18 protein-coding genes are annotated in these 18,572 nt (G+C 34.9%); 10 read left to right on the forward strand and 8 right to left on the reverse strand.

The features are described 5' to 3' along the window. The first annotated feature begins 3 nt into the window (after positions 1 to 3). Complete coding sequence (locus ACEE93_RS08570; protein WP_449155883.1) at positions 4 to 699, forward strand: amino acid ABC transporter permease; 696 nt, start codon at positions 4 to 6, stop codon at positions 697 to 699. A 124-nt stretch (positions 700 to 823) separates the two neighbouring features. Beyond that, a complete protein-coding gene (gene scdA, locus ACEE93_RS08575; RefSeq protein ID WP_449155882.1) occupies positions 824 to 1,498 on the forward strand; it encodes an iron-sulfur cluster repair di-iron protein ScdA in 675 nt (224 codons plus the stop codon). Between the two features lie 51 nt (positions 1,499 to 1,549). Here scdA and srtA read toward each other — a convergent pair whose 3' ends face one another. The 3 genes from srtA to ACEE93_RS08590 form a co-directional block, all read right to left on the reverse strand. Continuing rightward, positions 1,550 to 2,149 (reverse strand): class A sortase SrtA, encoded by a 600-nt coding sequence (gene srtA, locus ACEE93_RS08580; protein ID WP_449155881.1) that lies wholly within the window; start codon positions 2,147 to 2,149, stop codon positions 1,550 to 1,552. Between the two features lie 159 nt (positions 2,150 to 2,308). Beyond that, complete coding sequence (locus tag ACEE93_RS08585) at positions 2,309 to 3,577, reverse strand: MFS transporter (RefSeq protein WP_449155880.1); 1,269 nt, start codon at positions 3,575 to 3,577, stop codon at positions 2,309 to 2,311. A gap of 179 nt (positions 3,578 to 3,756) precedes the next feature. Next, on the reverse strand, positions 3,757 to 4,941 hold the full coding sequence (locus ACEE93_RS08590) for an MFS transporter (RefSeq protein ID WP_449155879.1): 1,185 nt from the start codon (positions 4,939 to 4,941) through the stop codon (positions 3,757 to 3,759). 297 nt (positions 4,942 to 5,238) lie between these two features. Between ACEE93_RS08590 and ACEE93_RS08595 the strand changes: the two genes are divergently transcribed. The 5 genes from ACEE93_RS08595 to ACEE93_RS08615 all read left to right on the forward strand — a co-directional run bounded on the left by ACEE93_RS08595 (position 5,239) and on the right by ACEE93_RS08615 (position 11,005). Then, positions 5,239 to 7,185: a fructose-1,6-bisphosphatase gene (locus ACEE93_RS08595; protein WP_449155878.1), complete on the forward strand. Its 1,947-nt coding sequence runs from the start codon at positions 5,239 to 5,241 to the stop codon at positions 7,183 to 7,185. A gap of 679 nt (positions 7,186 to 7,864) precedes the next feature. Continuing rightward, positions 7,865 to 9,253 carry an alanine/glycine:cation symporter family protein gene (locus ACEE93_RS08600; protein ID WP_449155877.1) on the forward strand — a complete coding sequence of 463 codons (1,389 nt, stop codon included), beginning with the start codon at positions 7,865 to 7,867 and terminating at the stop codon, positions 9,251 to 9,253. A gap of 71 nt (positions 9,254 to 9,324) precedes the next feature. Continuing rightward, entirely contained in the window at positions 9,325 to 9,753 is a 429-nt protein-coding gene (locus ACEE93_RS08605; RefSeq protein WP_449155876.1) for a pyridoxamine 5'-phosphate oxidase family protein, read from the forward strand. A gap of 169 nt (positions 9,754 to 9,922) precedes the next feature. Then, on the forward strand, positions 9,923 to 10,528 hold the full coding sequence (locus ACEE93_RS08610; protein ID WP_449155875.1) for a GNAT family N-acetyltransferase: 606 nt from the start codon (positions 9,923 to 9,925) through the stop codon (positions 10,526 to 10,528). Positions 10,529 to 10,576: 48 nt separating this feature from the next. Beyond that, on the forward strand, positions 10,577 to 11,005 hold the full coding sequence (locus tag ACEE93_RS08615; RefSeq protein WP_449155874.1) for a 6-pyruvoyl trahydropterin synthase family protein: 429 nt from the start codon (positions 10,577 to 10,579) through the stop codon (positions 11,003 to 11,005). Between the two features lie 82 nt (positions 11,006 to 11,087). Here ACEE93_RS08615 and ACEE93_RS08620 read toward each other — a convergent pair whose 3' ends face one another. Next, positions 11,088 to 11,798, reverse strand: coding sequence for an HAD family hydrolase (locus ACEE93_RS08620; RefSeq protein WP_449155873.1), 711 nt, complete (start codon positions 11,796 to 11,798; stop codon positions 11,088 to 11,090). A 161-nt stretch (positions 11,799 to 11,959) separates the two neighbouring features. Beyond that, entirely contained in the window at positions 11,960 to 13,600 is a 1,641-nt protein-coding gene (locus ACEE93_RS08625) for an alpha-keto acid decarboxylase family protein (protein ID WP_449155872.1), read from the reverse strand. Between the two features lie 152 nt (positions 13,601 to 13,752). Between ACEE93_RS08625 and ACEE93_RS08630 the strand changes: the two genes are divergently transcribed. After that, complete coding sequence (locus ACEE93_RS08630) at positions 13,753 to 14,541, forward strand: putative hydro-lyase (RefSeq protein ID WP_449155871.1); 789 nt, start codon at positions 13,753 to 13,755, stop codon at positions 14,539 to 14,541. Between the two features lie 110 nt (positions 14,542 to 14,651). Here ACEE93_RS08630 and ACEE93_RS08635 read toward each other — a convergent pair whose 3' ends face one another. Further along, complete coding sequence (locus tag ACEE93_RS08635) at positions 14,652 to 14,795, reverse strand: LPXTG cell wall anchor domain-containing protein (protein WP_449155870.1); 144 nt, start codon at positions 14,793 to 14,795, stop codon at positions 14,652 to 14,654. Positions 14,796 to 15,204: 409 nt separating this feature from the next. Between ACEE93_RS08635 and ACEE93_RS08640 the strand changes: the two genes are divergently transcribed. Continuing rightward, complete coding sequence (locus ACEE93_RS08640) at positions 15,205 to 16,260, forward strand: PucR family transcriptional regulator (RefSeq protein WP_449155869.1); 1,056 nt, start codon at positions 15,205 to 15,207, stop codon at positions 16,258 to 16,260. A 152-nt stretch (positions 16,261 to 16,412) separates the two neighbouring features. Next, positions 16,413 to 16,802 carry a hypothetical protein gene (locus ACEE93_RS08645; protein ID WP_449155868.1) on the forward strand — a complete coding sequence of 130 codons (390 nt, stop codon included), beginning with the start codon at positions 16,413 to 16,415 and terminating at the stop codon, positions 16,800 to 16,802. Positions 16,803 to 16,992: 190 nt separating this feature from the next. Here ACEE93_RS08645 and ACEE93_RS08650 read toward each other — a convergent pair whose 3' ends face one another. Both ACEE93_RS08650 and ACEE93_RS08655 read right to left on the reverse strand, forming a co-directional pair. After that, positions 16,993 to 17,373, reverse strand: coding sequence for an NUDIX domain-containing protein (locus tag ACEE93_RS08650; protein ID WP_449155867.1), 381 nt, complete (start codon positions 17,371 to 17,373; stop codon positions 16,993 to 16,995). A 44-nt stretch (positions 17,374 to 17,417) separates the two neighbouring features. Continuing rightward, the gene (locus tag ACEE93_RS08655) at positions 17,418 to 18,557 is read right to left on the reverse strand and encodes an NAD(P)-binding domain-containing protein (RefSeq protein WP_449155866.1); all 1,140 of its coding nucleotides are present in this window, start codon (positions 18,555 to 18,557) and stop codon (positions 17,418 to 17,420) included. Positions 18,558 to 18,572 lie beyond the last annotated feature (15 nt).

An 18,572-nucleotide genomic window follows, 5' to 3' on the forward strand; every position in this document is an offset into this window, starting at 1 on the left:
ACGATGCAATTTATGATCAATACATTTTTAGATGTACTCAAAGGGCTACCTTATACATTGCTCATTACGCTGATTGCTATGATAGTAGGGTTAATTATCGGAAGTCTCTTTGCATGGATACAATTTAAAAATGTAAAGGTGTTGAGTCAATGCATTACGGTTTATAATTCTTTTATCAGAAGTACACCACTCATTGTGCAATTATTTATTTTTTATTACGGCCTACCAGCATTGATTATCTGGCTAAATACCCATTTTACGACGTCGATTGACCCAGATTTAATGCCACCGCTTGTACTCGCATGTATTGCCTTTAGCTTTCACGCGATTAGTTATTTATCTGAAAGCATTAAGAGTGGCTTACTTTCTGTGCCAAACAGTCAATATGAAGCAGCTCAAACATTAGGATTAACACAATGGCAAATGTATCGTCGCATCATTTTGCCACAAGCATTTGGCTACGCTTTACCAAATATTGAAAACCAGTTTATTATGCTGATTAAAGGCACGTCTCTCGCTTTTGCGATACAAATTCCTGAAATTATTGGTCGAAGTCAGGTCATTGCTAATGAAGGATATCGCTTTGTAGAAGTCTATACGGTAGCGGTCATTTTTTATTGGGGATTAGCTATTTTCTTAGAATTCCTCTTCCACCGTATCGAACGCCGTACAACGCAATATTTAAGAGTAAAGGCATAGGATTTGTTTAAGGAAAATATATTCATCGTTTTCCACTGATAAAAATATCCTTTTCCCTAATGTTCAATTTCTCACAATCTTTGTATGATAAAGATAATGATACTATGTGGAGAGGATGTTTAGAATGATTGAGAAAACTGAAAAAGTAGCCGACGTGGTGACACAATATCCAAAAACTGCAGATGTTTTTCGTCAATATGGCATAGATTTTTGTTGTGGTGGTCAAATCGAAATTGAAAAAGCTGCAGAAAATAACAAACGCGTTGATTTAGATACATTAATGAAGGAACTTGAAGAAGCATCAAAAGTACAAGGAGAAGGCATGAATCCTGACTATCTCAATGTGCCTTCTTTAATTCAATATATTCAATCGCGTTATCACGAACCGTTAAAAGAAGAGTTCAAACAACTCACACCTTATGTCACAAAGTTATCTCGTGTCCATGGTCCAAACCACCCTTACCTTGTCGAACTTAAAGAGGTATATGATGTTTTTAAAGAAGCCATGTTAACCCACACAGATGAAGAAGACGACGTGTCATTCCCAAAATTAATTCAAGCATATAACGGGACACACGTAGAAGATTTAGATGAAACCATCCAATCTCTAGTAGATGATCACGACGGTGCAGGTGAAAAATTAAAACAAATGCGTGCCCTCACAAATGACTTCCAACCGCCAATGGAAGCATGTGGTACTTGGCGTTTAGTGTATCACCGTCTTGAAGCATTGGAAAAAGAAACACATCAACACGTTCACTTAGAAAACCATGTATTATTCCCAAAACTCACACAATAACAAACAAAAGAGGTTGAGCACCTAATAAATGGTGTCTCAACCTCTACATTTTTATACCGCTTCTGCAACATAAATCTTTCTTGTTAACCATGTACCTGTTTCTTCATCATAATCATCACAAGTAATGAGCGTTAACTGATCTTTGTCTTTATTCATTTCGTCTAATACTTCCACTTCATACGGATCTACATCTCGTATAGACGTAATTTTATAACGACGCTTGTCTTTGCCTACTGTAAAAGTAACGTCGTCTCCCTTTTTCGCCTCATGCATATCCGTAAATTGATAATTCAACGCATAATCTGTGTGGCCTGCAATAGCAATATTTTGATCATCTAATGATTCGTCTTCTTCAGCAAAACTCACACCACGATCAAGTTGTTCTGGTGTAGCAGGTCCAGGATACACAGGCTCTTTAATATCGACAGATGGTACCTCTAAAACGCCAGCCACTTGTGACTTATCTTTAGGTATTTCCGGTGCTTTGGATTCATTTGACGTATCTGCTTCATTTGCATTCGTTTCGTAACTTTCTACTTTTTTCTCATTGTCTTGGTGAATGAAAAATGCATCCACTTTTGGTTTAAATATTAAATAAATACCACCAACAATCAGGACAATCCCAATTATCGGCATCAACCATTTTTCCATCGTGTTAGACGCCCCTCATTATATATTTAAGCTTATTTTATCACACTCTACACAAATTAAAATCGTTATGCTTTCAATAAAATAAAAAAAAAGATGTACCTCTCCCTAACCCGTTTTATCATTCATAAAACGATAAGATACATCCCTTACTCAACATGATTATGCTTTGCTTTCTTCTTTAACTAATGGGTGATCTGGTTTAACAAAGAACCAGAAAATAATCCCTATCACGACTAAAATTAACATCGTACGTAACGTTGTTGGCCAACCGAGAAACTGTGCTAAATATCCAGCTAAAATCGGACTTAACATCGCACCGATATTTCCCCATAAGTTCATCCAACCTGAAACTGTACCTGAAAAGTTTCGGCCGATATCTGTAGCAGACGCCCAGCTCATAACCATTGATAACCCAATACCACTTAAACATAATGACATCCAGAATATATTAAGTGGTAATGTTTGTGCTGACACTGCAAAATATAATGAAATACCAAATACTACAAAACCTGCAATGGCAATAGAGGCACGTGCCACAAATCGCGACTGACCAGAACTTAAAATACGGTCAGAAATCGCACCGCCAGCCATGATTAAAATAAACATTAACAACCATGGAATCCCTGCCATCTTACTCATTGTAATCGCATCTATATTGAAAGTTTCAATTAAATACGTCGGATACCAAAATAAGAAAAGGTTAATCACAAATTGTACAATGAAATATTGTGCAGCAATCGCATAGAAACTAAAACGTGAGAAGAAGATGCCCCAAGGTGTAGACCCTTTTGTTTCTACGACATCGCGATTCTCTAAAATGTATTGTTTCTCCGCTTCATTTACCATTTTATGATGTTCTGGTAAGTCTTTCGCAATAATAGCCCATAAAATCGCAATTAAAAATCCGACTGCACCAAAAATGTAAAAGACAGCTTGCCAACCAAATGCATTGTAAATGGCAATTGTGATAAATGGCGCCAACACCGGTCCAAAATAAGACCCTGCTAATAACGCACTAGACGCACGTCCTTTTTCCTTTTTACCAAACCAGTACGTATTAAATACTGCGTTCGATGGATACATTGGCGCTTCTCCCACACCAAATAAGAAACGAACTAAGAATAATAAACCGTGGTTTTTAACGATACCTGTTAAAATCGTAAAAGCACTCCACCATACTAATGCGATTGATAACATTTTTTTAGGTCCTTTTTTCTCCGCTAAAAACCCAGCTGGTACTTGCATTAATGCATACCCTAATGAGAAAAATGATCCTAATAATCCAAATTGTGCTTTCGTTAGATTGAGGTCTTCCATCATAGGTTTTGCGATATAAGATAAGTTCGCCCTATCCATATAGGCAATGACACCGATGAGAAAGAATAAACCTGCAAACATCCAACGTATTTTTGTTCTTTTTTGACTCATACTATATACCCCACTTTCATTTGGTCATCAGATGACCAATTCAATTAGCCTTCTGATAATACCACATATCGAAAACGGTTACAATAATGTGCAAAATATCACAAAATTAATGTGCAATTAATAAAAAAATCACGCTAAAACAGGCGTTATGAAGCCCATTTTAACGTGAGTACATCTCATTATGAATAACTGCGTGCATTACGACGTCTACCGTGAATCAACCAGTAGAGACCTATCGCTAAAAATAGCAGTATACCGACAATTAAATACATATTTCGATAACCAAGTGTTGGTGTAATTAAACCAAGTAGTGTCGGTCCAAACCCGATACCAACATCTAAACCAATATAAAAGGTAGAAGTCGCTAGCCCTACTTTGTCTCTATCAGACACTTTCACAGCAGCGACATTTCCTACCGCCATCATACTGCCGTAGCCGATACCTAATAAGGCACCTGATAAGAGCAATAGCCATCCATTTGTAGTAATAGCTAATACAAGTAAACCAAGACTAAAGATGACTAATGCAGGATAAGCGACAACATTTTCATGGTAACGATCCATTAATTTACCTACAAAAGGTCTCGTAATAATAGACGTTACAGCATAAGCAATAAAGTAATAGCTAGCTATTTGTGCTAAATCCAATCCTTCTGCGTAAATTTGAATAAATGACAATACAGACGCATATCCAATACCGCATATTAACACCACTAAAGCAATAGGCACTGCTGGTATAGAGATAAATTGAGAAATACGGAACGATTTATCTTCAGCCGTTAGTGGTTCCACTTCAAAATCTACTCGAACAAATAATGACATCAATAAACCAATTACTGCAATTACCACGCATACAGTAAATAATACAAATGCGGGATACTGAGTAGCTAAGTATAAACCAATAAATGGCCCGATTGCCGCACCTAAAACTAAACTCAAGCTGAATAAACTAATCCCTTCAGCACGTCGACTAGCTGGTGAAATAATAGCAACAATTGTACCTGTTGCAGTAGTCGCAATGGCTAAGCATAATCCATTTATAAATCTCGTAATAATTAAAAATATGAGGGAACCTTCTATAAAATAAAAACTTTGCGTTATCGTAAATAATATTAAGCCAACGATTAAAATCTTTTTCGGGCCTATCGCATTAATGAAGCGTCCAGTGACAAAACGTCCTACTAATGAGCCGACAATAAAAATACCAGAGACTAAGCCCGCCACACTCGCTGACACGTCATAAACGTCCATAGCATATTTAGCAATAACGACAATCAGTAAATACATCGTTAAATACGTTAGAAAGCTAACGCTGAAATTAATAATATAATCCTTTGTAAACAACTTTTGTGATTGTGAAGACATTTATTTACTCCTTTCAAAAAATAGTTTGCCTGGCTAACCAATAGCCCTATTTTAATCAAAGTGAGCTTAAAAATCAATATCTTTTACAATTTAATTTGCATAAATAAAAAACGCCTTCTTATTTAACTCATATATTGAATATGGTTTAATAGGTAATGATAGGGTTGCATGTAACCGTTTTATACTGCATATAGCACATATTCATAGCGCATTGATAGCTATTGAGGTAAAGGCCCAATCAACGGTTCCAACCTCACCCTTAGTGCCAATTTAAAATAAAGAAAAGGTGGAAGACATATGCTTGATCAAGATATCAAAAAGCAATATTTGGATTTATTAGCTGAAAAATTTGATTCTGAAGAAAAAGTAGCTACTGAAATTATTAATCTCGAATCAATTTTAGAACTTCCTAAAGGGACAGAACACTTTGTCAGTGACTTACATGGGGAATACCATGCCTTTCAGCACGTTTTGAGAAATGGCTCAGGTAATGTCAAAGCCAAAATTCACGATATTTTTGACGGACGTATTTCTGAAGAAAATATTAATGTACTTATCGCCCTTGTTTACTATCCAGAAGATAAAATCAAACGTATTAAAAACGAACTGCCAACAAAAGAAGCATGTAATGCATGGTACGAACGCACAATTCCTCAATTATTGGAAATCATTACATACACTTCTTCAAAATATACACGTTCAAAATTAAGAAAAGCTTTACCACAACAATACGTTTTTATCATTGAAGAGTTGTTATATAAAAGTAACAAATACAACAATAAAAACAATTACTATCAAAACATCATGCAACAAATCATTAAATTACATCAAGCCGATAAACTTATTATTAGCTTAGCCAATACAATTCAACGTTTAGTTGTCGATCATTTACACGTTGTTGGCGATATTTATGATCGTGGTCCACTGCCTGACAAAATTATGGATACGCTAATTGACTACCATTCTGTGGATATACAATGGGGTAACCACGATGTTTTATGGATGGGCGCTTTCTCAGGTTCAAAAGTATGTTTAGCTAATCTTTTACGCATCTGCGCACGTTACGATAATTTAGACATTATTGAAGATGCTTATGGTATTAACTTACGTCCATTACTTACCCTTGCCGAAAAGTATTATGGCGATAACCCTGCTTTTCGCCCTAAAAAACATCCTGAAAAAGCACCTTCTGAATCAGAAAAATTACAAATCACAAAAATTCATCAAGCTATCGCAATGATTCAATTTAAACTCGAGGCACCTATTATCAAACGTCGCCCAGAATTTGAAATGACATCACGTTTAGTCCTTGATCATGTAGATTATCAAAATAATACACTAGACATTGATGGTGTGACTTATCCTTTAGAACATACGTGTTTCAGTACCATTGACCCGGAAAATCCAACCGCATTGCTTGAAGAAGAACAAGAGGTCATTGATAAATTATTAATTTCATTTCAAGAATCAGAAAAATTACGTCGTCATATCGACTTTTTAATGAAAAAAGGAAACCTTTATTTACGTTATAACGGCAACCTTTTAATTCATGGTTGTATACCTGTCGATGAAGAAGGCGAAATGGAAGGCATGGACATTGACGGTACATTTTTCTCAGGCTGTCAGTTAATCGATGAATTTGAAAAACATGTGCGTATTGCTTATGAACACAATGACGTAGAAGATGATTTATCCACTGATTTAGTATGGTATTTATGGACTGGGAAATACTCTTCTCTATTCGGAAAACGTGCTATGACAACATTTGAGCGCTATTTTATTAGTGATAAAACAACACATAAAGAAGTTAAAAACCCATACTATCATTTACGTGAAGACGAACAAATGGTTAAAAAAATGCTACAAGAATTTGGCATGGACCCAGAGCAAGGACGCGTTATTAACGGGCACACACCTATTAAAGAAAGAGAAGGCGAAAATCCAATCAAAGCCAATGGTAAAATGCTCGTAATCGACGGTGGATTTTCAAAAGCCTATCAATCAACAACCGGCATCGCAGGCTATACCCTACTTTATAATTCTTTCGGTATGCAACTCGTTGCCCATCAAGAATTCAACTCTAAAGAGAACGTATTAGAAACGGGCGAAGATGAACTCTCCATCCGACGCGTCGTCGATGAAGAACTCGAACGCAAACTAATCCGAGACACCAACAAAGGACAAGCCCTTCAAAAAGAAATAGACATGCTCAAAGAACTCATGGCCTATCGCTATATGAAATAAAGAGTGCGGAAGAAAGCGGGTTGGCCCCGAGCAAAATCGCCCAGGAAGCAACAATTGGTTCTCAAATTGATGCGCCCTGGGCTTTTGTTGAGGGGACAGCTTTCTGGAGCCGGATTATAAAAAAAGTGTGGAGTACTTACGAACACTTCGAACGTAAGTGAGTTAGTGCACGTTATGCATGCGAACGAAAGTGAGCAGGCGAACCTTTCCTTAGAAGCAAAATCGAGCGTCTCACTCAAACCGATTTTTGGTTTTAGTGAGACGCTCTTTTTGTTGCGCGTTTTGCAGTGCGAACCTTCATAATCAAAACGATAAGTTTAAGCAATATTCCACCGATATATCCCCTCTTTCATTTAAAATCTCAAATAATATATACAAAATTGAAGTTTAAACCTACCTGACATCAGTCTATATATTACTTTATGCGTTTATTCATTAAATAAAATTAAATCCTTTTTTGTTTACATTCGCATTTTTACCATCATAAGTGTAAAATTTATAAGTGGCGTTTTTTAGAGACCTATCAAATTTAATAAGTATGTATCTTTCATACTACATATATTCAAAACACCACCATTTTTACCCTATTATTTGAAAGATACATTTTACAGAGAGAAAAACATATAATATAATAATGAAAGCGTTTACTTATGGCGTTAATTAACTGGAGGGGTTAAGCTTGTATGATATTTTAGAGAAAATTAGTAGTGTATTATGGGGAGCACCCAGTCTAATTTTACTAACAGGTACTGGGTTATTTTTAACATTTGTTTTAAAGGGGATGCAGTTTACAAAATTATTACATGCTTTTAAATTAGCATTTGTTCCGGATAAAAAAGAAAAAGACAGCGCGGGTGATATTAGTAACTTCAAAGCATTGATGACATCTCTTGCTGGTATGATTGGTAATGGTAATATCGCAGGTGTGGCTACTGCCGTGACATTAGGGGGTCCCGGAGCCATATTTTGGATGTGGGTTGTCGGATTATTAGGGATGACAACCAAATATGCAGAAGCATTACTCGCAATGAAATATCGTGTTAAAAACAAAAACGGTGAATATTCAAGTGGACCGATGTATTACATAGAACAAGGACTAGGGAGTCGTTTTAAATTTTTAGCGATTGCTTTCGCGATATTTGGCGCATTTGCAGCCTTAGGTATTGGTAATAGTGTACAATCAAACACGATCGCCGACGTGATGACGACAAGTTTTAATGTGCCTGGAGTGATTACAGGTATTGTCCTTGTGATTTTAATTTCTTTAATTATTTTTGGTGGATTAAAACGTATTAGTAGTGTGGCAGGCTTTTTCGTACCAATGATGGCCATTTTCTATATTGGTGCAGCCGTTACTATTTTACTTATCAATTATGACAAAATCATTCCAGCTTTCGGTTTAATTTTCCAATATGCTTTTACACCTGTATCAGCTGCAGGTGGATTCTCAGGTATTATGGTAATGCAAGCCGTTCAAAATGGTGTCTCTAAAGGGATCTTTTCGAACGAAGCTGGGCTTGGTACTGTCGCATTGATTTCAGGTAATGCAAAATCAGGACATCCTGCTATCCAAGCACTTGTAGCAATGACAGGTACTTTCATTGTAACAATCGTTGTATGTACAATGACTGCTTTAGTATTACTTGTAACAGGTTTCTGGGATCCATCAGGCGGATTATTATCTGGTGTTTCACACGACCCTAACCTTGAAGCTGGTGCATTGACAAGTATGGCCTTTGGAGCAGGTTTAGGAACACTTGGAGAATATGTTGTATCGTTATCTGTTATATTCTTCGGTTTCTCAACGATTATTGCATGGTTTGTATACGGTGCAAAATGCTTCGAATACTTATTTGGTTTACGCTTTGTCATGTTATATGGTGTCGTTTATGTCGTTGCAACATTCATCGGTACAGTAGCCAATTTACGTACAGTATGGTTGTTTGCAGACATTGCCAACGCCTTAATGATGATTCCAAACTTAATCGGTATTCTTTTCCTATACAAAGTGGTTAAATCTTTAACAGAAGATTACTTTAAACCATCTATTAATAATAAGTTAGGTTAAAGATATTTTATGTGATGCACTTTTGTTATTCATAATGTGAACCGGGTACATATATAATGAGGTGATATATTATGGATCAACAAGTGAAAGATCAAATTAATCAAGTCATAAATAACGCACGCATTGGTGTACTTTCAACTGCAATCAATAATAAACCAAACAGTCGTTACATGATTTTCTATAATGACGATATTGAGTTATATACAAAAACAAGCAAAAAAACAGACAAGATTGAAGAACTCAAACAAAATCCTTATGTTCATGTTTTATTAGGATATGAAGAAAATCATCAACAACCTTACATCGAAATCGAAGGTGAAATTGAAATCGTCACAAATCAGCATACAATTAACTGGTTATGGCAAAATCAAGATAAAACATTCTTTGATTCTAAAAATGATCCAGACTTAGTTGTATTGCGTGTCCTACCTTCTCGCATCACATTACTTAACTTAGAAGATGAAAAGGCACCTGTCACAATCGATGTAAGCCAATTATAATAATAGTTAATTAAGGAAAGATTGGAGAGCACCGCGCCTCTAATCTTTCTTTTTTAATTGAAGCAGTTTCATCAATTACATCATCAATGCGGCACTGATTTTTAAACGTTTATTGATTCTTTTAATAAGGGTATTAATAACTTAGAGAGATATAATTGGAGGTTTTATTGTGACACATGTGGAAATCACACCTGCCTATCCAGAACTTCCCGAAGCAGGTTATTTAAGTTATCTCGCTATGGAAGAGATGACGCACCCTATTACAGGTACAAATCATTTAGATAACATTTATCATCGATTGAACCGCTTATGGCAATCGCGCAATAATCGATTTAGTTATCAATATAGTTGGTTAGCTAAAGTTGATGGTCACGTAGCAGGCCTTATTACAGCGTTACCTGTAACTGAATTAGAACGTGTTGAAAAGCATACGGTATGGCAGTTAATTAAAATGCGTCACTGGCATATTTTGAAGCAGTTTTACCACTATTTTAAAGAAATTAAATCCTTACTTGCGCTTGAAGAAGGATATCAAGGTGAATATCATATTTCTTTATTAGCTATTAAACCCGAGTTCCATCGTCAAGGGCTTGGCACTCAACTGATTAAACATGTTGAGCAATTCGCACGTCATTTAGGTTACAATCAGTTATCTTTAACTGTTAAACAAGATAATTATAAAGCCATTCGCGCATACGAAAAAAATGGATTTAAAATCGTCAATGATATTAATGAATCACCTTACCATTTACATCGCATGTTAAAAGAGATATAAAGAATTTAGGAAACAAAAACATTCATTTTTAAGAAAAGAGGAACACCCATGTCAAAATTTGACCATGTACAACCACCACAACACTTTGCACGACATCATAAAACATTACTTGTCGTAAAACATTTTAATTTTACGTGCGATAATCGAATTTACTTTTCAGAATCAAGCCACGTTGACCTTGAAAATCACGACTATCAATTAACAATTGAATTATGGTCAAAAACCAATGATCAAGGATTAGCGGTTGATTTTAATGTGATAGATAAAGTGTATGAAGCATATTTAGAACCTTTATTAGACAACCAATTATTAAATGATACGTTACCTGATATGAATACAACTGTTGAAAATATTGCACATTGGATATGGTTACGCTTTAATGAATATTTACCAGAAGATGTCTCACTGAATAGCATCACACTTTATGAGACGCCTACTCAAGGTATCAAATTAACGCGAAATATTATGGCTCAGTAATATACGTGAAGGAAGACTCGGATTGAGCAACGCTTCGTTAAAAAACTCAATCCAGTCATCCATTGATATCACCGTATATGACTTAATTTGCCATCCACTTTTGCTGTATAACCGATGCCAATTCTGACTCATCTTCTACATATAAATAAGACGGGCCCTCACCTTGTGGACTAGGCTGTAGCCGACGATTGAACCATATCGTCTGCCATCCTACTCGACTCGCTCCCACAATATCATTCTCAAAATGATCTCCTACATAACCAAGCTCTTCTTTTTTTAAACTGAATACATTCATTGCTTTTTCAAAAATAGCCAAATCCGGTTTTGTAGCGCCTTGTTCTGCTGAAATCAAAATATGGGCGTCAGGTATCCATGTGGTTAGTTCAAGCGTTTGAATTTTAGCACGTTGACGGTCAGATTCTCCATTTGTAATTACTCCTAACTTGATATCTGTCTCACTTAATTGATTAAGTAGCGAAATCATCGTTGGCGATAATTGAATATGTTTTTGTGCATACTCATAATCTTTTTGAAATTGCATTGCTTTTTGTTGTGGTAACGCAATATCAAAATCCTTCACTGCCTGAGAAATACGATAAATATGCATCTGATCAATGGCCATTTGTCCATTTTGCGTAGCTTGAAAGACCTCATCACTATACATCCTAAAATGACGATATAATCGTTCAACCCCAATATCACTATCCGCAAAATGACGGTAATAAGCATATTGAAACGCTTGTAGTTGATCATAGAGTGTATCATCTAAATCAAATAAAATCGCTTTAATCATTACCCTTCTCCCCCTTAAACATTATTTATATTATTTTACACTATAAACCTGTCCTTATGTATTCATAAAAAAGGAGGTTAACAAGGTTGAGACAAAAGCATTAACACTTCATGTCTCATCCTCGCTAACCTCATCTTCAATCGTCATTTTTGGTTATGGCTTTATTGATTTTGTTTAGCAAAAGCTTTTGACAGTTTTTCTAATTTTTCTGGTGCATCGTCATAAGCCATATGAACTTCTACCACATGCATTTGATTTGGATTATTTTCAATTTCAGTCAACGTGTTTTGTAATTCACGTGATGTTTTCACATCGTAGGTTGGGACATCTTTTCCACCAAATACAGCTGGTAAAGCTTTATAATCCCACATTTGAATATCATTGTAAGGTGCTTCTTCACCGTGAATTTTTCGTTCTACTGTATAACCATCATTATTAATTACAATAATAATAGGGTGTAAATCTTGACGAATCATTGTTGCAATGGATTGCACTGTTAATTGTAATGAGCCATCGCCAATCAATAAAATATTACGACGATCTTGATCCGCAATTTGTGTACCTAAGGTTGCTGGTAATGTGTAACCAATAGAACCCCATAATGGTTGGCCAATAAATGTAGCACCTTCAGGTAAAGCTAAACTATAGCTACCATAAAATGACGTACCTTGTTCTCCTAAAATAACATCATTTGGACGGATGAAATCTTGCATCACTTTAAAGTAGTTTTCTTGTGTAAGTGGTTCATCATTAAGGTCATACGCTTTTTCTTTTGGCCATTCATATTTTGGAAATTCACCTGTATATTGATAATCTATTTGATCAAGTGCTGATACAATTTCAGGTAATGAAGGTTCATTCGTTGTTTCATTACCGATTTGAACATCTTTATGATTTAAAACAATCACTTTATCATCTGAAAAGCCTTGTGAGAATCCAGCAGTTGCTGAATCTGTTAGCTTTGCTCCTAATAAAATCACACAATCACTATGATCTACATAATCTTTAATATTTGGTTCTGCGATTTCACCATCATAAATACCCATATATTGTGCTGATGTTTCATTAAATGCTGATTTACCTAATAATAATTGAGCAACTGGTAAATTCATGCGTTCTGCTAACTGTTCTACTTCAGCATGTAGACCAAAACTATTAATTTGATGACCCGCAATAAGCGTTGGTTGTTGCGCATTATCAAGTTTAGATTTTACTTGTTCAATGATTGAAGTGACATCTGATTGTTGCGCTTGTGGATATTCAATATTGTCTGGGACGTCTATTTCAACCATTGCAGTATCAATTGGTAAATGGACATGCACTGGACGTTTATCTTGAATAGCTGCTTGAATAATACGTGGTACTTCCGTTAAAGCATTGTCCGGCGTGATATAAGCTTGAGCAGTCGTAATGTGTTCAAACATTTTACGATAATCATCAAATGTACCTGTTCCTAAAGAATGGTGTACATATTTACCTGCTTCTTCAACTTTTGTTGTTGGTGCACCTGTAATGGCAATAACTGGAACATGTTCAGCATAAGAACCAGCTATACCATTTACAGCACTTAATTCTCCTACACCAAATGTAGTTACCATTGCAGCTAACCCATTAATACGAGCATACCCATCGGCAGCATAACTTGCATTTAATTCATTTGTATTTCCAACCCATTCTAATTGTTCGTGAGCTATAACATCATCTAAAAATGTTAAGTTAAAGTCACCTGGCACACCAAAAATTTTATCTACATTATGTTTTGCAATTTCATCGAACATAAATTGACCAATTCTTTTTTTCATTTATAACGCCACCTTTTCGTTTTATCTATCTCTATATTTTTATTGTACATGTCGTAGAAAAATGAGTCAATATTATTGACCTTTAACTTAAGTTGTATCCTTTTGGGTTAAGCGCTATACTTTATACAACTTATGTATAAGGAGGCACGTTTATGTTAGACCTTAAAAATCTGTTACCCGAGGAAGCACGCGAAAAAATTCGTAATGGTGAAATCAATCAGCCTACTAGTGGTATTTCAAATGGCTATATTCAAGCCAATGTTGTGATATTACCTAAACGTTATGCTTACGATTTTTTAAAGTTTTGTCATAGAAATCCAAAATCTTGCCCTTTATTGGATGTTTCAGAAGATGGTGAGGTCAATTTCCCTAATTTTGCACCTACCGCAGATATTCGATACGATGTAGGACATTATCGCATTTATCGACAAGGAAAGTTTATTGAAGAAACGAATAATATTGCCTCTTTTTATAATGAGGATATGGTTAGTTTTTTAATAGGCTGTAGTTTTTCATTTGAACACGCTTTATTAGAAGCAAATATTCCCGTACGTCATTTAGAAGAACAACATAACGTACCAATGTACATCACAAACATGGAAACAACACCTGCTGGCATTTTTCATGGATCAATTACAGTCAGTATGAGACCTATGACACGTCAACAAGCCATTCAAGCAACAGAAATCACTAGTCATTATCGTTCCACTCATGGTACACCTATTCATATAGGTGACCCCTCATTAATTGGTATAAAAGATTTAACTCAGCCTGATTTTGGTCAGCCCGTTCAAATATATAAAGATGAGATACCAGTTTTTTGGGCATGTGGTGTAACCCCTCAATCAGTTGCAATTGAAACAAAACCTGATCTCGTTATTACTCATGCACCAGGATATATGCTCATCACTGATAAAAAAGATATTAGTATTAAAAATTAATACGCTTTTTTGTATAAAAGTTTCGTAATAAAAGAAGGCCGATGAAAATTTTATAATTTTCATCGACCTTTTTTGGTTTAAAACTGAATCATTGTTTAATCTTCAATTGTTTATTGTTCATTGTCTTTTTTACGACGACGACCAACTAAGAAGATTGCACCTAATCCAGCTAGAAGTCCACCAAATAACGTACCGTTATTGTTGTGAGCTCCTCCAGTTTCAGGTAATGCTTCTGTATCCTCGTTTTTTTTCACACTAATACCTTTGGATTACCATCTAATATTTCTTCTTCCTATTAGGGAAATGCGATTTTCTTGAATTAGAATTGTTCTTTGACCGGAAAGATTTCTTACTTTTACATTGTTATGTGAACTCAATTTTTGTACTTTTATATACATTTTAAATAATTAAGGACATTCTACCCTTAATATAAATACATTTATTTTTCAATTTTTATAATGAAGTATGATTTTTAATAAATAATTAAATTTAAGTTTATCCCTTGATATTAAAGGTTATTACAGTATTGTTAATATTAATTGCATGCCATTAAAATTTGTTAAAACGCATAATGATTATAGCTTTAACACATGGCATAATAAGAGTAATATCACACTATTTATTAAGGGGATAATGCTACGTTATCATTAGGGGGAAGTTATAATGGTTAACTATATTTGGGCTGATAAGTTTTTAAAACAAGCCTCAGAGATTATAAAATCAGAAATTCTTGTCACAAATAACGAGGGAGAAGTGACCCGATCCTCCAATAAAAAAGGATTGGGGGAAATGAATGCGATTGCCAAAGTAGCAATAAAACGAAAAGTACCTATAGAAGTTGAAGAGGAGAATTTATCGATTTGGAATACACAAGATCCGTGTGTAACGATACCTATTATTTATAAAAATGAGATATATGGGACGATTATCGTTAAAGGACATCCTAATGATATTCGAACCCATACACATCTAATTAAAACATACGCAGAATTTACAATTGCGCAGGATATTGAACTACAAAATTCATATACTTCTTTACTGTCACGTACACAAATGTTGTCTCATATCCTTTTCAATCAAGACTTGGACCTTCAAAAATATGATAAACAACATACTAAATCTTTATTGGGACTCGACCAACCTATTGCAGTGGTTAATATTATTATTAAAAGTGCCAGTAAAACAAAATTAAACGCAATAAGAGAAGCAATTCAAAAATGGTGTATGCCAAATGATGATATGTTAAAAGTGTCACCACAAGAATTCGTAGTTATATTTAAAAGTGAAGCTACACGAGCAGATAATGAAAAAGACTTAAAACAATTTATTAAAGATACAGAAGAATGCCCATGGTTTGATGATGTAGCCTTAGTAACCATTGGGAACTTTCATACAGGCGTTCATGGCTTAGTCCAATCTTATAAAAATGCAGTGGAACTCAAAACATTTCTTCAGTCTACGGGCGTCTATCAAGGTATTCATTGTTATCGCGAAAATGAACTGAAAGTGTTTTGTTGCAATATATTAAAGCAACTTAGTACCAAACAAGAGGCATTAATCGATAATTATCAAAAAATCATACATTTAGGTAAAGACAATTACCTTAGCGAAACCCTACAAACTTATTTTAAAAATCACGGAAAGCAACTCAAAACAGCACAAGATTTATACATTCATCGTAATACATTAAATTATCGACTGAAAAAATTAATACCCTGACACAATGGGATCCAAATACTATAGATGGTATTGTTTTACTTAGACTCTCTCAAATCTTTTATGAATTAACACATAAACATTAATATCAGAATATATTTATTTTTATTGTTTTCGTTTATAATAGAAGAGAATAATAAACGGAGGCGCTAACTTTGAAGTCATTTATGTACCGTATTATGGACCGTATAGGTAAAAAAACACTCCAAATTATATTTGTTGGAGCGCTCATACTATTAATATTATTTATTGGCATGGGCACTGTGATACCGGAATTCAATCGACATACTTATAAAGGGGTCGTAGTCGAAAAATATAAAGAAAATCATTCCTTTTCAACAGGTAAGACACAATTTATAGAATTAGAAGATAAACAACACAACACAGTTAAAATAGAAAATACGGATATTTTATTAAGAGGAAAGTTTGATAGCAAAGCCAAACAACAATCCATACAAGAAGGCAAAGAAGCTACTGTTTATACCATTGGGTTTGACCTACCACAATTTGGGATTCATCCTAATTTATACAAAATCGATCAATAATATACTAATCATAGCGAGGTTGGGACAAAAGCGTTCAGGATTTGAGCAGAAGCGAACGAAGAGCTAAAATTGTTTTTCAAATTTTGGCGAATCGTGAACTTTCTGCCGAAAATCCTGCTTTTGGGACACCGTTAATCGTTTTCCCAGAGCATTAGCGCTTTATGTCTCAGTCCCGCTATTTTGTATATAATTAACCGAAAGTATCAATCCACGTACATACTGCTGGGGCAATACGTGCTTGATCATTTTTATGAACCCAGTCGATATCAGTAATTTCAGCATCAATAGCAACTTTATCCCACTCAATAGGAAAAGTTGTTTTAAAACCATTCAACTCAGTTAATTCATTCTTTTGGGGATACGCTTCTCCTACAACTTTACCGATAAACTCTAAGTCGTCCGCTTTTAATTCAAGCTGTAATTCTTCCTGAAGCTCTCTAATTAATGCATTTTCTAACGTTTCGTCAGGTTCAATTTTACCACCCGGGAAATACATTTTATCTCTATGGCGTACTTGAACTAATCTTAAGTAATCTCCTCTCATATCTACTAAACATACACAACGAATCATAATTGGCCCCCATTATTACATTTTTTATATGTTTAGTATAGCATTTATGAAGGGTTTTGAGAGGTATATACTTGTGCAATCTTTTTAGCCGCTTGACGTCCTCCCATAATATTTCGAGCAAAAGGACCTAATTCTAAATCTGCAAGCATTCCTGAAACGTATATATTCGGCAACCATTCTAATGATTCGTTAATCACTGGAAATCCTTGAATTAATGGCGCTTGATATTTTTGAATTAAATCTTGTATTAAAGGTTGTTTCATTAAATCTAATGAAAATCCTGTCGCTAAAAAAATTCCATCATATTTTATTGAAGACTCTTGAGATATGATGTGATGGTTCTCTAATCGCTCAATAGGTGTGTTATGAATTATGATTTTTCCTTGTTTCTCGTAATGCTTAATTTGCATAAATAAATCCCTAGGTAGTGAACCTTTATGGCGCTCTTGTCGATTAATTTCAATTCTTCTTTGCAATTGTGTTTCTTTATTAAAATTATTCATATTTTTAGGTCCTAACCAACCTGGGTCTGCATCAAAATCGTGTACTTCAAATGGTTTTTTAATCCATAAATGGATACACTGCTTCGACTGTTTAACTAACTTTATCGCTAAATGTGCAGCTGAAATACCACTGCCTACAACGTGAGAGGCTTGAACATCAAGATTAATTTTATGTTGGTGAATGTGCTGCACATCAGGTTGATTTTTAAATATTTTTGGTATGTATGGCGTGTCATGAGTTCCCATAGCCAGCACCACGTTTTTTCCAATAATGTCTTGATTGTGATTTAATGAAATACGCCATTGATGATTATGCTGTTCTATATTTTTAGCCTTTTGACAAATATGACATTCTTCAAGATGGTGTTGGCGAATCCAATATAAAGTATGATTCATAAACATATCTAACCTAGGTCGTTGATAATGTCCAATAGTAGGTTGAGCATAATCTTCTTTTTTACTGAAATACTTCAAGTCAAATGCATTAGGATGACAATGATGCACTAAAGGTGATCGCAAATATTGCATACCTAATCGTTTTGTTTGTCGATTAAAGTTAGCCATAAGTTGTGAATGCGGATCAATTATTTTTAATTTTTCCACCGGTAAACCTAAATCCTTAAGTTGTAATGCAATTGTTGTAGCGTGAACACCACCACCAATAATCACCCATTCATACATTTCTTTCACCTCAGT

The organism is Staphylococcus sp. 11262D007BW, assembly GCF_053547815.1.